General features: G+C 71.0%; 12 protein-coding genes and 1 tRNA gene. 4 read left to right on the top strand and 9 right to left on the bottom strand.

The window, feature by feature from the left end; translation table 11 throughout:
• Positions 1-56: 56 nt before the first annotated feature.
• Genes FHR66_RS10785 through FHR66_RS10770 form a run of 4 tightly spaced genes read right to left on the bottom strand, consistent with a single transcriptional unit; the run spans position 57 to position 5,740 of the window.
• A complete protein-coding gene (locus FHR66_RS10785) occupies positions 57-776 on the bottom strand; it encodes a sensor histidine kinase (protein WP_160967370.1) in 720 nt (239 codons plus the stop codon).
• Positions 773-4,009, bottom strand: a complete 3,237-nt coding sequence (locus FHR66_RS10780; RefSeq protein WP_160967372.1) for a serine/threonine-protein kinase — start codon at positions 4,007-4,009, stop codon at positions 773-775. Before FHR66_RS10780 ends, FHR66_RS10785 begins: the two co-directional genes overlap by 4 nt.
• Positions 4,006-4,857 carry an FHA domain-containing protein gene (locus FHR66_RS10775; RefSeq protein ID WP_160967374.1) on the bottom strand — a complete coding sequence of 284 codons (852 nt, stop codon included), beginning with the start codon at positions 4,855-4,857 and terminating at the stop codon, positions 4,006-4,008. Before FHR66_RS10775 ends, FHR66_RS10780 begins: the two co-directional genes overlap by 4 nt.
• A 46-nt stretch (positions 4,858-4,903) precedes the next feature.
• Positions 4,904-5,740, bottom strand: a complete 837-nt coding sequence (locus FHR66_RS10770) for a DUF6689 family protein (protein WP_167087783.1) — start codon at positions 5,738-5,740, stop codon at positions 4,904-4,906.
• A gap of 232 nt (positions 5,741-5,972) precedes the next feature.
• On the opposite strand from FHR66_RS10770, the gene FHR66_RS10765 reads away from it, so the two are divergent.
• Positions 5,973-7,376, top strand: a complete 1,404-nt coding sequence (locus FHR66_RS10765) for a S8 family serine peptidase (RefSeq protein ID WP_160967378.1) — start codon at positions 5,973-5,975, stop codon at positions 7,374-7,376.
• 474 nt (positions 7,377-7,850) lie between these two features.
• Here FHR66_RS10765 and FHR66_RS10760 read toward each other — a convergent pair whose 3' ends face one another.
• The 5 genes from FHR66_RS10760 to FHR66_RS10740 all read right to left on the bottom strand — a co-directional run bounded on the left by FHR66_RS10760 (position 7,851) and on the right by FHR66_RS10740 (position 12,497).
• Positions 7,851-8,849 (bottom strand): biotin/lipoyl-binding protein, encoded by a 999-nt coding sequence (locus tag FHR66_RS10760; protein WP_160967380.1) that lies wholly within the window; start codon positions 8,847-8,849, stop codon positions 7,851-7,853.
• Positions 8,850-8,857: 8 nt separating this feature from the next.
• Positions 8,858-9,064 carry a DUF1656 domain-containing protein gene (locus FHR66_RS10755; RefSeq protein WP_017916033.1) on the bottom strand — a complete coding sequence of 69 codons (207 nt, stop codon included), beginning with the start codon at positions 9,062-9,064 and terminating at the stop codon, positions 8,858-8,860.
• Entirely contained in the window at positions 9,048-11,222 is a 2,175-nt protein-coding gene (locus FHR66_RS10750) for an FUSC family protein (RefSeq protein WP_160967382.1), read from the bottom strand. Before FHR66_RS10750 ends, FHR66_RS10755 begins: the two co-directional genes overlap by 17 nt.
• Positions 11,219-11,716 (bottom strand): MarR family winged helix-turn-helix transcriptional regulator, encoded by a 498-nt coding sequence (locus FHR66_RS10745; protein WP_160967384.1) that lies wholly within the window; start codon positions 11,714-11,716, stop codon positions 11,219-11,221. Before FHR66_RS10745 ends, FHR66_RS10750 begins: the two co-directional genes overlap by 4 nt.
• 304 nt (positions 11,717-12,020) lie before the next feature.
• Positions 12,021-12,497: an NDR1/HIN1-like protein gene (locus FHR66_RS10740; RefSeq protein WP_160967385.1), complete on the bottom strand. Its 477-nt coding sequence runs from the start codon at positions 12,495-12,497 to the stop codon at positions 12,021-12,023.
• An 841-nt stretch (positions 12,498-13,338) separates the two neighbouring features.
• On the opposite strand from FHR66_RS10740, the gene FHR66_RS10735 reads away from it, so the two are divergent.
• The 3 genes from FHR66_RS10735 (at position 13,339) to FHR66_RS10725 (ending at position 14,668) form a co-directional block, all read left to right on the top strand.
• Positions 13,339-13,414: transfer RNA gene (locus tag FHR66_RS10735), tRNA-Phe, on the top strand.
• 333 nt (positions 13,415-13,747) lie between these two features.
• Entirely contained in the window at positions 13,748-14,026 is a 279-nt protein-coding gene (locus tag FHR66_RS10730; RefSeq protein WP_160967387.1) for a hypothetical protein, read from the top strand.
• 96 nt (positions 14,027-14,122) lie between these two features.
• Positions 14,123-14,668 carry a lipocalin family protein gene (locus tag FHR66_RS10725; RefSeq protein ID WP_160967389.1) on the top strand — a complete coding sequence of 182 codons (546 nt, stop codon included), beginning with the start codon at positions 14,123-14,125 and terminating at the stop codon, positions 14,666-14,668.
• The last annotated feature ends 163 nt before the right edge of the window (positions 14,669-14,831 follow it).

Below are 14,831 nucleotides of genomic sequence, written 5' to 3'. Positions count from 1 at the left end.
ATCTCGCGGCGTGTGCAGCGCCGCGCGGGTGTCGGGGCGGGGCAGGGCGATCACGTTCAATCGGTCTCCAGCGGCACCCGGATCTGCACGCAGCAGCCCTCGCCCGGGGACGACTGCAGGCGCAGGCTGCCGCCGCTCAGGCGCAGTCGTTCGCGCAGGCCGCTGAGGCCGCTGCCGCCGGCGGCCAGCGCCTGCTGCGGGTCGCAGCCGCGGCCGTCGTCCAGCACCTGCAGATGCGCCCAGCCCTCGCGCGCGACCAGTCGCAGCAGCACCGACTGCGCCCCGGCGTGCTTGAGCGCATTGGTCAGCGCCTCCTGTGCGCTGCGGAACAGCAGGGTCTGCAGCGCTTCGTCCAGCGCCGGCAGCGGGCCGATCTCGACCGTGACCGGGGTGGCACCGGCGGCGGACTGGCTGCGGCCCAGCCAGCCCAAGGCCGCCTCCAGCCCCAGGTCGTCGAGAATCGGTGGTCGCAGCAAGCGCGACATCTGCCGGGTGTCTTCCAGCGCCTGCGTGCACAGATGGATGGCCTCCTCCAGCGGCGCGCGCAGCGCAGCGTCGGCTGTGCCGAGCGCCGCACCCAACTGCGCCAGCCGGTGCTTGAGCACGGTGAGGTTCTGGCCGACGCCGTCGTGCAGTTCGCGCGCCAGGCGCCGGCGCTCGTCCTCCTGGACCTTGACCACGGCGCGGCCGAGCCGGCGGAACTCGCGCTCGTTCGCTTCCAGGCGCTGCAGCAGCAGGCGGTAGCGTTCGGCAGCGGTGGCAGTGGCGTCGCTCATGGCGTGCTCCGTGCGCTTGCGACATCGGCATCGCCGGCGGCCTGCGCCGCGGCGCGGCGGGCGCGTTGCGCGGCGGCGTGCTCGCCGAGCGCGTCCAGGCGCTGCGCGGCCTGCGTGTGCAGGGCGACGGCGAACAGCGGGCTGCCGCGCAGCAGCAGGGTCTGCAGCTGTGCGTAGCGCGCCGCCACCTGGTCGGCCGCCCCGTAACGCAGCGCCTGCTGCAGGTAGCGCAGGCGCAGCCCGGCGTTGCCCAGGCGGGCGACATCGGCTTCCAGCGCGGCCAGGGCGGGTTCGTCGTGCGCCGCCTGCACCCGCACCTGCAGTTGCAGCAGGCGGGTGCCGCTGGCGCGCGCCAGTGCCTCGGCCTGGCGCAGCGCGGCGGCGGCCGCGGCGTCGTCGCCGTCGCGTTCGGCCAGTTGCGCCTGCAGCAGCGCCGCACCGGCGCGCTGTTCGCTGGACACCGAGGCGGCGGCCTGGCGCTGCACCTGCTGCAGCGCCAGCCGCGCCTGCGCCGGGTCGTCCAGCGCCAGCCACAGTTGCGCGCGCAGCAGGGCGATGTCGGTCTGGCCGCGCTGGTCGCGGCTCTGCTGGAACAGCCGCTGCGCCTGGTCCAGTTCGGTCAGCGCCACGTCGCGCTGCCCCTGCCAGAACGCCAGTTCGGCCAGGTTGCGCCGGCTCACCGCCACCTCCTCGAGCATCTGGTGGCGCTCGGCCTCGCGCAGCGCCTGGGTCAGCAGGGTCTGCGCCTGCGCCCACTGGCCGCGCGCGGTGGCCAGCAGGCCGAGGTTCTGCGCGGTGCGCACCCGGCCGGTGGCGTCGTTGAGATCGGCATAGGCGCGCGCGGCCTGTTCCCAGAACGCCTGCGCGCTGTCCAGGTCGCCCAACTGGAAATGCGCGAAGCCGATGTTGTTGAGCGTCTCGGCGACTCCGTGCGCGTCGCCGAGCGCGCGCCAGGCGGTCAGCGCGCCGCGGAACGCCTGCAGCGCCTGCGGGTAGTCGCCGCGCTCTTCGGCCAGCAGACCGAGTTCGTTGGCGGCGGCGGCCTGGCCGTCGCGGTCGCCCAGTTCGACGTACAGCGCCTGCGCCTGGCGCAGCTGCTGTTCGGCCTCGGCGAAGGCACCGCCGATGCTGAGCGTGCCGGCCAGGTTGCGCAGGCTGGTGGCGACGCCACGGCGATTGCCGACCTGGCGACGCAGCTCCACGGCGCGCAGGTACTGCGCCTGCGCCTGCTGGGCCAGGCCGAGCCGACCGTAGCCCACGCCCAGTGCGTTCACCGTTTCCGCCTCGCCATAGAGGTCGCGTCCGCGGCGGAACAACAACTGTGCGCGCAGCAGGTCGTCGTCCACCGCGGTGGCGGCGTTGCCGCTGAGGATCGCCAGCTTGCCCAGCGCCAGCCATAGCCGCGGATCGTCGGGATCGCGCTGCGACAACGCGCGCAGACGATCGCGCGCCGCGTCCAGATGGCCGGCCTGCGCCTGGACCCGCGCGAACTGCAGTTGCACCACGCTGTCGTCGGGCCGGGCCGTGGCCAGCGCCTGCCAGGTGCGGTCGGCGGCGGCGAGATCGTCTTCGGCTTCCAGGCGCAGCGCTTCCAGCATCGCCAGGGTGTGCGGCCGCGCCGTCGCCGTGGGCGCGCGCGCGCTCAAGGCTTCACGCGCTTTCTGTTCTTCGCCGATGGCCTGCGCCGCGACCACCTCGGCCAGGCGCAACGGCGCGGACTGCGGCGCCTGCGCGCTGGCCGAGGCGAACTGCTGCAGCGCCTGCGCGCTGTCGTCGCGTTGCTGCGCCGCCAGGCCGCGCGCATACGCCTGCAGCGCGGCGGGTGCCGGCAGGTCGTCGGGCAGGGTGGCGCCCTCGCCGAGCAGGGCCCTGGACGCGATCGGCAACCAGGCCGCGTAGGCCGCGGCCGGATCGGTGGCGACCGGTCCGTCGAGGCGTTGCGCCGCGCCGCTGGCCGGATGCAGCAGCGCCTGCAGGCGCCAGCCGGCACCCTGGCGTTGCAGGCTCGGCTGCAGCACGCGTTGCGCGGAGGCGAGCCGGCGCAGCGCCGCCACGTCCAGCGGCGCCTGGCCGGTGGGGTCGTACTGGCGCAGCGCCTGCCGGGTGCGTGCGTCGTCGACCACGGTCAGCGTTTCGCCGAGGCTGCCGCGCAGCCACGCACCGAGCGCCAGGCGTTGTTCGGCGTTGCCCGGCTCCCCGGCCAGCGGCAAGACCAGCAGGCGCGGCAGCGGTTGCGCGGCGACCACCGGCGGCGGGGCGCTGGCGCGTTGCGCCTGCCACTGCCAGGCGCCGACGCCAAGCAGGGCAACACCGGCGAGCGTCGCGGCCAGGCCCAGGCCGACCCGGCGCCAGCGCCGACGATCGCGCGGCAGTTGCCGGCGCTCGATCGCCACGATGACTTCGCCAGCGTGCTGCAAGCGGTCGCGCGGCTGCGGGCGCAGCAGCCGCTGCAGCAGCCGCACCAGCCAGCCCGGCACGTCCGCGCGCAGCCGGTCCACCGGCGGCGGCTCGCGCAGCATGCGCTGGGCCAGGGTCTCGGACAGGGTCCCGCCGGCGAACGGCACCTGCCCGGCGAGCATTTCGTACAGGATCAGGCCCAGGGCGTAGAGGTCGCTGCGCGGGTCGAGCGCATCGCCGCGCGCCTGTTCCGGCGACAGGTAGGCGGGCGTGCCGATGACGTTGCCCAGAGTAGCGCCCAGACCGCTGCTGGCCATCGAGCAGGCCACGCCGAAGTCGCTGATCAGCGCATCGCCGCCGCGTTGCAGCAGGATGTTGGCCGGCTTGAGGTCGCGGTGCACGACGCCGCGCGCATGCGCCGCCTGCAGGCCGCGGGCGATGTCGCCGGCGATGCGCAAGGCGGTGTCGACGTCCAGCCGTTCCTCGCGCTGCAGCCGCGCCTCCAGCGACTCGCCGTCGACGTAGTCCATGCTGATCAGCCAGCGCCCGGCGTGTTCGGCTAGGTCGTGGATCCGCACCACGTGCGGACTGGATACCTGCCGCGCCAGCAGCAGTTCCTGGCGGAAGCGGGCGAAGGCCTGCGGCCGCTGCGCCAGTTCCGGGCGCAGCAGCTTGACCGCGACGTCGATGCCCAGCGCCTGGTCGTGGGCCAGGTACACCAGACCCATGCCGCCGATGCCGAGCAGGCGCTCGATGCGGAAGCGGCCGGCCAGCACGTCCCCCGGCGTCAGGCTTTCCTGCGCGTACAGGCCGGTGGCGGTGGCGGCGTCGCTCATGCCGGCCCAGGACCCTGTTCCGCACCGGTGTCGCGCAGCGCCTGGCGCGCAGCGATCCAGAGTGCGGCGCGCTCGCAGAAGGCTTCGAGCAATTGCATGTCCAGCGCACCGATGGCACTTCCGGCGCGGCGGCTGTCGGCGTAGATCGCGCCGAGCACGCGCGCGCCGTCGCGCAGCGGCAGGCACAGCACCGTGCGCAGGCCGGCGGCGCAGACCGAGGCGCGCTCGGCCAGCCACGGCACGCCGCCGACGTCGTGGGCCACGGTGGCCTGGCCGTGGCGCAGGGCGCGTTGCAGGGCACCCTCGCTGCCGGCGAGCCCGCGCTGCAGCGGCAGCGGCCCGGTGCCGTGGCTGGCCGAGATGCGCTGGCCGTGCGCCTCGGCCAGGACCAGCACGCCGCGCTCGGCCTGGGCCAGTTCGACCACTGCGTCCAGGCTGGCGCCGAGCAGATCGTCGAGTCCGCCGATCTGGGCGAGCCCCTGGGTGAGCGCGGTGGCGCGATCGCAGCGGGCGCGCTGGCGGCGTTCGGCCAGTTCCGCATCGGCCGGGCTGAGCGGGGCGAACTCGGCGTAGATGTCGCCAAAGCGCAGCCAGGTCGCGGTCTCCAGCGCGATCGGCGCAGCCACGCGCACGCCATCGCGGAAGCTGCCGTTCTTGCTGCCCAGGTCGTGCAACTGCCAGTGGCCGTCGGCCTGCGGCTGCAGCCGGGCGTGCCAGCGCGACACCGAGGGATGTTCCAGTGCCAGCGCGTTGTCCGCCGCGCGGCCGATCGCCAGCGTCTGCCCGGCGGCGAGCAGCAGCGTCGGCGCCGGCGCGTCGGGCAGGTAGGCGGTCAGGCGCGCGGGCATCGCGGGGTGTCCTCGATCGCGGTGCGGGTGACCGGTCCAGCAGTGCTCAAGGCGCGTAGAGACGTTGGTAGTCGATGGAGAAGCGCAGCGTCGCCGCGCCGGCCAGCAGTTCGCCGGCGGGGTTGCCTTCGCTCATGCCGGCATTCCAGGTCTGCGCGATGCCGTGGCCGGCGCGCGCCGACACCTGCTCGCGGAACCCGTCCAGCGCCACCGTGGCGGTGGTGTAGTCGGCATTGGCCAGAGCGCTCTGCACGCTGCTCAGCATGGCTGCCAGCGGCGCCGCCTCGCTGGCCGGCAGCTGCGCCACCAAGGCCTGCAGGCGGCTCAGCTTGGCGGCCACCACGGTGGCGGTCGGGCGCAGATCGTGGATCACGATGAACTGCGAGAAGCCGCCGGTGGTGCCGCGGGCACGGACGCTGCCGGGGGCGATGTCGTCGGTGATGTCGCGGAAATCGCCGCCTTCCGGGGCCTTGAACAGACGCAGGTTGCTGTCGGCGGTGTAGGCCAGCGCGTGCGTGTGCAGTTCCACATGCACGAGCCGCCGGAACGCCAGGCCGCCGCTCGGCGGCGGCGTCACCGTGACCAGCAGCGGCAACTGCGATGGCACCTGGCTAGCTTGCGTGCTGGGCAGTCGCGGCAGCAGCGCCGCGACCTGGGCCGGGGTCAGCAGTTGCGCGCTCAGGCCCAGGCTGCCCGGGTTGAGGTCGTTGACGTCGTCGAATTCCAGCGTCAGCTCCGCCAGCGGATACGGCCCGGTGCCGATCGTCGCCGTCGCCACATTGCCGCTCACGTCGACCTGCACCGGCAGCGGTTGTGCGGCGAGCCCGCTGGACGCCGCCATGGCGCAGAACAGCAGGCAAACCCTTGCGAACATCATGTGCATCTGAAACCCCCTGTTGCATGTGCCGGCACCGCGCACCGCACCCCGCGTTTCGCCCGACGACGCGGCGAGGCAGCGGCCTACGATCCGATCATACCCATCCGTACGGGCGATGCACGCGGCCCTGGGTGTTTTCACCCACGTCCGCTAGGGGCGATCCCGGATAGGCGTCGCTGCGCCGCCGCGTCAGGCTGCAGTCACCCGCCCGTCCCGGGCCACCAACCGGAGATCCCAGATGCCCATCCGTCGTCCCGCACTCGCCATCGGCATTTGCGCCGTTCTCGCCAGCGGTATCTTCGCTGGTGGCAAGGCCGAAGCCGCCGCGCATCTGGACAGCCTGCTGGAGTCCAAGCTGGTCAGCACGCCGCTGACCGACGAGCTGCAGATCGTCATCACCTACAAGCAGTCCAAGCCGGTCTCGGCGGCGCAGCTGACCGTGTTGCACGACCTGGGCATCACCCGCGGCGTCAGCATGCAGACCCTGCCGATCGCCGGTGCGCTGGCCACGCCCGAAGAGATCCTGGCGCTGGCCGAGCGCGACGACGTCGCCTCGATCTACTACAACGCGCCGCTGCGCTACTTCAACCAGGACGCGCGCCAGGCCACCGGGGTCGACCGCGCGCAGAGCAATCCGGGCGACTTCGGCCGCACCGTGCCGTACACCGGCCGCGGTGTCGGCGTGCTGATCAACGACTCGGGCATCGACGCCACCCACCGCGACCTGGCCTATGGCGACCGCGTGGTGCAGAACGTGCTGGCCAACACCAACCTGCACAATCTGAATTCGATGCTGCCGGTCACCTACCTGGAAGGCGTGCCGAACACCGACGCCGGCTCCGGCCACGGTACCCACTGCGCCGGCACGGTCGGCGGCAATGGCGCGCAGTCCGGCGGCAAGTACCGCGGCGTGGCGACCGGCGCCAGCCTGGTCGGCTACGGCTCCAGTGGCGTGCTGCTGATCCTGGACGCGGTGGGCGGCCTGGACTACGCGGCGGCGCACCAGAACAGCTTCAAGGATCCGATCCGCGTCGTCAGCAACTCCTGGGGCACGTCCGGCAAGTTCGATCCGGCCGATCCGGTCAACGTCGCCACCTACGAGCTGTACAAGCGCGGCATCGTCAGCGTGTTCGCCGCCGGCAACGACGGCCCGAAGGAGGACACCCACAATCCGTACGCGCAGGCGCCGTGGGTGATCTCGGTCGCCGCCGGCAACGTCGACGGTACGCTGGCCGACTTCTCCTCGCGCGGCAAGGCCGGCGAGCGCGATACCTTCACCACCGCCGATGGCAAGAGCTGGACCCACATCAACGAACCCAGCATCACCGCGCCGGGCGTGGACATCATCTCCACCCGCGCCTCCACCGGCTTGTTGCCGCCGCTGGCCGCGCAGACGGACGCCAAGCTGATCGCGCCGGCGCAGCTGCCGTTCTACACCACCATGAGCGGCACCTCGATGGCCACGCCGCATGTGGCGGGTGTGGTGGCGCTGGTGCTGGAGGCCAATCCGAACCTGACCCCGGACCAGGTCAAGGACCTGATCGAGCGCACCGCCACGCCGATGGCGGGACGTGCTTCCTGGGAAGTGGGCGCCGGCTATCTCAACGCCTACTCGGCGTTGCGCGAAGCCAGCAAGAAGTGACCGTCTCGGGCGGACGCCCAACGTCCGCCCGAGACACCGCAGGCGCAGTCGACCGCCGTGTCGACGTTTGCAATGCAGTCAGGACCTCCTCGCGGTTGCCTTCGATCACGCTGTCGCCGTTCGGCAGCGTGGTCGGCAGCTTCCGCGATCCCCCGTGCTGGGGCGTGCGGGGTTCCACCGCTCCCCGGAATGGCGTCCGGGAATCGGAAGGGCCCCGCACGTCCCCGCATTCTTTTTTGCAGCATGGCGTGGACTGCGTCGGACCGGCGCGCCGCTGCCGGATGCTGTCGTTGTCGCATGTCGATTCCCGCTGCCTGGAACGCGTCCTGTTCCGCTGCGGTCGCGGCGTTCATTGGATCGAGTGGCGTGTCCTACCGCGCGAGGGACGTTACCGGCAACGCCCGTTGCGGCTGAAGTCGCTGCCAGGCGTCACGTAAGCCTTGCTTGATTACCAGAAGCTCCAAGGGCGCTGCATCAGTCCTGCCGCGGATGCACGCTCACCGTCGCGGTCATGCCGGCCGCGAGCAGGGTGCCCTGCGGCACGCTGGCCGGATCGATGCGGATGCGCACCGGCACGCGCTGTGCCAGGCGGATCCAGTTGAAGGTGGGGCTGACGTCGGCCAGCAGCGAGGTGCCGGTCGGGTTGTCGCTGTCGGCGATGCCGCGGGCGATGCCCTCGACCTGGCCGTGCAGCATCAGTCCGCCGCTCATCAACCGGATGTCGGCACGGTCGCCGACATGCACGCGCGGCAGCTTGGTTTCCTCGAAGTAGCCGTAGACCCACATCGCATCGTCGCGCACCAGCGCCAGACGGGCGCCACCGGCCTGTGCGTAATCGCCCACGCGCACCTCCAGATTGGTGATGTAGCCGTCGGCGGTGGCACGGACCTGGGTGCGCTGCAGATCCAGCTCGGCCAGATCGAGCGCGGCCTGCGCCTGTTCCACCGATGCCACCGCCTGCGCCTGCGCCGCGGTGGCCTGGCCGCGCAGCGCCGCGCTGCGGTGCACGTCGGCCTGGGCCGAACGTGCGGTGGCTTCGGCGTCCGAGCGCGCCTCGGCGGAGATCACCGCGGCGGCGCGTGCGCGCCGTTCGGCCTGGGCGCGGCGCATCTGGAACTCCGCCTCGCTGGCCGCCTGAGTGGCGGCCGCCGCCGACAGGCTGGCGCCGGCCGCACGCGCCTGCGCCTGCGCGACCGCGAGGTTGGCGCGGGCCTTTTCCAGGGCCAGCTCATAGCGCTTGCGGTCCACGCTGAACAACAGGTCGCCACGCTTGACGTGCTGGTTGTCGCGCACCGCCACCGCATCCACCAGGCCGGAGACGTCGGGTGCGATGCGTACGACTTCTGCGCGCACGCGGCCGTCGCGGGTCCAGGGCGAGAGCATGTAGTGGCGCCACAGCGCATGCGCCAGCAGGGCGGCGACCAGCACCACGATGGCGGTCAGGGCGAAACGGATCAGGGCAGGGGTCTTCATGGCGGGACTCACGGCAAAAGGAGCAGGCCGAGCGCGGCGAACGCGCCGACGTAGATGGCCAGACGGAACAGGGAGGGATGCCAGGCGTAGCGGTACAGGCCGGCGCGACCGGCGACCGCGTCCAGTGCCCAGGCCACCAGCAGCAGGGCCAGGCCCAGCACCAGCAGACCGGGCACGTACACCCCGGCGATCGAGAGTTCAGCGGGCAGCAGCATCGTCGGCTCCTGGCGTGGCGGTGGTCGGCGCCGGCGTGTCGGCCAGCGCGGCGAGAACGGAATCGGCGTCGAGCAGCGCGCCGCGCAGCAGCAACAGATGTTCGCGGGTGGCCTTCCAGCGCAGCGGGACCGCGCCTTCCACCTGGCTGGCGGTCAGCGCGGCCTCCACCCGCTGCAGCGCCTGGCGGTGCCGCTGCGGGCCGGGGTCGAGATACAGCTCCGCCAGTGCCTGCACCGCGGCATCCACCTCGGCGGCCAGCGCCGGCGGCAGCGTGCCTTCGGCCGCGTCGCGGCGCAGCTCGACCAGGGTGCGCCCGGTTTCGTGCACCGACAGCGCCCAGCCCAGCAGGTCGCGCAGTTCGTCGCTGCCGGGCGGGGTGTGCGCGACGATCTGCTGGAACAGGTCGCGGTTGACGCTCTCCAGGCGCAGCGCCAGCCCCGACAGCGGCGCACGCGCAGCCAGCGTGGTCTGCCGCCGCAACCGCTCGAGCAGGCGCCGGCGCTGCCAGCGCGTGCCGATCACCGGCGGCACGAACACGAAGGTCGCGCTCACCGCCAGCGTCCCCAGCAGCAAGGGCACCACACTGTTGAAGGTGGCCGCAGCGTTGAAGCTGGGCGTGGGCTGGACCGCCAGGATCGACACGAAGGCGAGGTTGGCGCCGGTGGCGAAGCCGTACAACGCCGGTTTCGAGGCCAGGTACAGGGTCACCAGCAGGAACGGCAAGGTGCCTGCGATGAACAGGCCGTAGCCGTCCATCTGCGGCAGCACCAGAAGCTGGCAGATCACCCCCAGCGCGATGCCGAACACGAAGCCGTTGAACAGCGAGCGCGCGGCAGCCGGGGCATTGGCGCTGGACGACAGGATCGCGCTCAGCGCCACCGCCTGGAACACCGCGGTGGCACCGCTGATCCAGCCGGCCTGGATCCACAGCCAGCACATCGTCGCCACCAATAGCGCGCTGCGCAGCGCAGTCAGTGCGGCGGCGGCGTAGTCGTTGCCGCGCAGGAACACCGCGGTGTCGCCGCCGCCGTCCTGCGGCGTGCGCCACTGCTGCGGCGCGACCAGGGTCGCTTCGGTGGCGACGTAGTCGTGCAGGTCGGCGAAGAAGCGCCGCAGCAGAGACACGCCGGTGTCGAACGCCTCGTGCTGCGGGACGGCCAGCGGCGCACGCGCCTCGGCCGCACGCGTCGCCAGCGCATCGCGGCATGCGGCCAGCTTGCGCGCCGTGGCGGCCGCACCCTCGCGCCCGCCACGGTCGCTGAGCGCGGCCTTGAGCGGCCGGTACAGGCCGATCAGCGCCTCGGCCACGTCCGCGCCGCCGCTGCGCAGCAGCCGGTTGATGTAGTGGTGTAGCGCCTGGAAGCTGGTCGACACCGCCATGAAGCGCTGGTTGAGCAGGCGCAGGCGGCCGCTGCGGGCCCGCGCCTCCGGATCCTCGAACACCACCGAACTGCGCAGGTCCTCGATGGTCACCGCGTCGCGCACGAAGCGCAGGTGCGCCTGCTCCATCGCCTCGCGCGGCAGCTGCCCACCAGTGGCGTCGCGGACGAAGTCCAGGAAGCCGTCGGAGGCGCGGCGCACGGTGTCGCGCAGGGTCTGGCGCAGCCGGCTGGGGAACACCGCGTCGCTGACGATGCCGGTCACCAGCAGGCCCAGCACCACTTCGGTGACCCGCGCCACCACCAGGGTGAACACGTTCTGCGGCTGGTTCACCGCCGGCAGCGCGATCAGCGCCACCGTGTAACCGGACAGCACGAAGGCATAGGCCTTGAAGTTGCGGTACAGCAGCGCGCCGCCGGTGCAGGCGCCGATCCACAGCGACAGCACCAGCACGAACAGCACCGGCTCCTGCGGGAACAGCGCCACCATCGTCAGCGCGGCGACGCTGCCGATCAGCGTGCCCAGTATCCGGTAGAAGCCCTTGGCGAAGACCATGCCGGTCTGCCGGTGCATCACCACCACCACGGTGATCATCGCGGTCATCGGCGAGGCCAGGTCCAGGCGCAGCGCGATCCAGCCGGCCAGATAGATCGACAGCAGCGTGCGCAGCACGAACAGCCAGGCATCGCCTTCGCCGCGCAGCGCGTCGGCCAGGACGGTGCGCAGGCCCGGCGCGGGCTCGGCTGCAGCGGCGACGTTGGGCTGCGGCGCGCTCATGCGGCGTCCTCGACCCCGCGCAGCAGGGTCTTCAGCAGCGCCTGCAACTGCGCCAGCGCCGCCGGATCCAGATGCCGCACATAGGTGTCGAGCTGGGCGCACAGGTCGGGGATCAGCGCTTCGATCAGGCGCTCGCCGGCCTCAGTCAGGCGCAACAGCAGCATGCGCCGGTCCTGGGCACTGGGCATGCGCTGGATCAGGCCCTTGTCGACCAGTTGGGTCGTCAGGCGGGTGATGTTGGCCGACTTCTCGCCGGCCGCGTCGCCGAGCTGGGACGGGTTCAAGGTCCCGTCCGGGCTGGCGTCGATCATCATCAGCACGTTGTATTCGGCATAGCTCAGGCCGTAGGGCCGCAACACCTCGTTGCTCTGGTCCAGGCTCAGCTTGTGCAGCAGCTTGATCAGCCGCAGCACCAGCGCGGCTTCGCGGGGGAAGTGCGGATGCTTGCGGGCAGTCACGTCCAGGCGCTGCTCGGTGGCGGCGAAGCGGCTCATGCTCGGCTCGACATTTCGTACATGTGTAAATAATACATTTGTGTATTAATTTTACAGTAATGCTGGCTGAACGCGGCGGGTGGCAGCGGGTCGAACGCCTTGGTAGACGGTCATGTAGAGAGGCGAGCGCACGCGCGGCCATGCGCCAAGGCGCCGCGGGTTACCGTCAGCATCGCGAAGAGCGGGTCGAGGAAGCGCCTGAATCCGGTGAAGCGCAGGTCGACGCAGACGCGTCCTGCGCCCGGAGTCCGGGACATTGCGTTCGAGAAAGCGGAGCGGGTGGCGCGTCAGCGCCGTCGCATGGTCAGCGCAGCACGCCGTCCAGGCCAGGCGCCGGCGAGAGCATGTTGCGGGTGTCGATGTCGAAGCTGCGCTGCTTCTTGTCTTCCGGCGTCGCGGCGATGCTGCCCTTCAGCGTGTACTCCAGGCTGCGGCGGCCGGCCAGGGCGTCGGCGACGGCGATGCGCGCGCTCGAGCTGGGCTTCAGCGCGACGCTCACCACGTCCGCCGTTTCCGGGCCGATCGAGATCCCAGGCGCAGCCTGCAGGCTGCCAGCGGCTTCGCCCCCCACGCCCAGATCCAGGCGCAAGGTGTCGTAGCGCATCGGGATGCTGCTGTAGTTCTGCAGGCGCAGTTCCACCTTCCAACTGCCGTCCATGTCGACCGTCAGCTGCTGCACGCTGGCGGCCGGGTCGGACACACGCCGCACGATGCCGTCGCTGCAGGCGCCGAGCAATGCGGTGCACAACACGAGCAAGCCGAGGCGGAGCGGGTGACGCATGGGCGGATCCCAGGGTAGGTAGACCGGCGAAGACTACACCACACCCCTGTCTAACGTTGTGGCGCGGTGCTGGCGGATCCCGCTACGCGGCGCCGACGCCTGGCGCCGCGGGAGGGCGGTTGGCGCGCTATGGCTGGCGATATCCAATGGGCGTTGTCGCGACCAAATGGATGAAGACACATCACCCATGGCCATCCTCATGTCGCGCTCTCGCCAAAGGCATCAGGCCGTGGCGATGTGCTGGCGCGTGCCGGCGCCGATTGGCTGTCTAGGGGCGTGCAAGTGCGCCGGTTCGTCACCTGTGGTTCCTTCTCTCAAGCACCGGTGCGGCGGGTGCAGCGCAGCAGCGGCTGGAGCTGGAGGCGGAGTGGCTGGCCTGCAGCGCGTCGAGCCGTGTCTGCTGAGGCTGGATCCGGTGTGCCTGTTGCCGCGCCAACGCGGTCGGTGCGCTCGGCTCAGCGTGGCCGGCGCGGCTCGGCTTTTGTCAGACGTTTCATCAGGCGGCCAGCATCAGCCGTCGCTGTTCCAGTCATCCAATAGGTCCCGGTGAGCCAGTTGGCCTGCATGTGGCTGAATCCGTTCAGGGCGTGCTGCGGTCCCCCGTGCTGTTCGATTTTCGGGCAGTGTCCACGGCAATCCGGCCGGCGGCCATCTCCAGGCGTCCCTGCCGTGCGCCGGCCGGATGCCGAGGACGCGTCCAGCATCGCGCCATCCTCGGGTCGGACGCCGTCGGCGCACCCCGCAGCGATCGGTAGGAAAATTCTGCAACATTGCGCTTGCCCAATTCCGATCGCCTCGCTATGATGCGCGTCCTCGCACCGGTCCTGCCGCGTTGCGCAGTGGCCGAGTAGCTCAGTTGGTAGAGCAGGGGATTGAAAATCCCCGTGTCGGCGGTTCGATTCCGTCCTCGGCCACCACTCTTTCAGGGCTTGCAGCAATGCAAGCCCTTTTCTTTTGCCGCAAGGTTTTGCGGCGTTTGTCCGGCTTTTGCGGCTTGTTGTTGTTCCGGTGGTCCCGGTAGCCGGAGTTGCCGCGGCGTCGCCATCCGGACTCTGTGCCGCATCCGTGCGCTATGCAGACTTCCGCATGCGCCCCCGGCTTTTGACGGCTGCTTACACCAAGCGCATGTGAAGACGGCGTGTCCAATTCTGTAGACAAATACGCCCCTTTCACGGTTTTCCGGGATATTTCGCTCAATCAATGGCGCCGCCTGTCGTAATCATAGGCATGGGCAATCAGGGGACCTGCCAATGACCAGCGGATTCGGACGGATATGTGGCGGCGTCGTGCTGCTGTGGGCCATGGCGGGCACCGCGATGGCGGCCCCCGCCGACCAGGCGGAGCACGCGGGCGAGCAGGGCGGTCCCGGTGCCGATGCGCCTTACATCGAGCAGGTCGGCTCCGAGTGCGTGATGGTCAACACCTATCTGCAGCGACGCGACGGGGTGGTCGAGCGCGTGGTGCTGCGCGAGCCGGTGCAATGCGCCAGCCAGCCGGACCAGCGCTCCATGGCCGACCTGAGCAACTGACCGGCCGTGCCATGATTGCCGGCGTTCCGCGCCGCGCTTTACATCGCTGCGCAGCTCCTGCATAAGCTGCTGCTTCCCGTCCATCGGAACCTGCGCATGCGCTTCTCGCCGATCGCGCTGCTGTTGCTGGCGTGCCTGTTGTGCCTCGCACCGCCGCTGCGCGCCGCGCAGCCGGTGACCTCGGTCGCCGAGTTCGATCTCGGTCGTTATGCCGGGCAGTGGCACGAGATCGCGCACCTGCCGGTCTCCTTCCAGAAGAAGTGCGTCGGCGACGTCACCGCGGCCTACGTGTTGCGCGACGATGGCCAGATCGGCGTGCGTAACGCCTGTCGCACTGCCAGCGGCGACAGGCTGGCGGCTGAAGGCGTGGCAAGGCGGGTGGAGGGGCATCCCGGGCGGTTGCAGGTGCGCTTTGCGCCGGACTGGCTGGGCTGGGTACCGTTCGTGTGGGCTGACTACTGGGTGATCGCACTGGATCCGGACTATCAGTGGGCGTTGATCGGCGAACCTGGGCGCAAGTACCTGTGGGTGCTGTCGCGCTCGCCGCGCATGTCGCGCACGGTGTTCGAAGGGATCGAGGCCAAGGCGCTGGCGATGGGGTATGACCTCGATCCGCTGCTGGTGGTCGCGCCGCTGGATTGACGGTGCTGGCGCCGGTCGCCTCGCCACGCGGCCTCATGTGCCGAATGTCTCGTGTGTCGTCTCGGTAGGTGTTGTGGGCCGCGGGCTTGGCAAACGGGCCGGCATGCCTGCGCGCTTCGCCTTGCCGCGATGCGATGACATGCGCCAGCGACGAACTGCCGCT

The organism is Xanthomonas sp. F4 (genome assembly GCF_011761895.1).
This window is presented reverse-complemented; position numbering and strand designations above follow the sequence as displayed.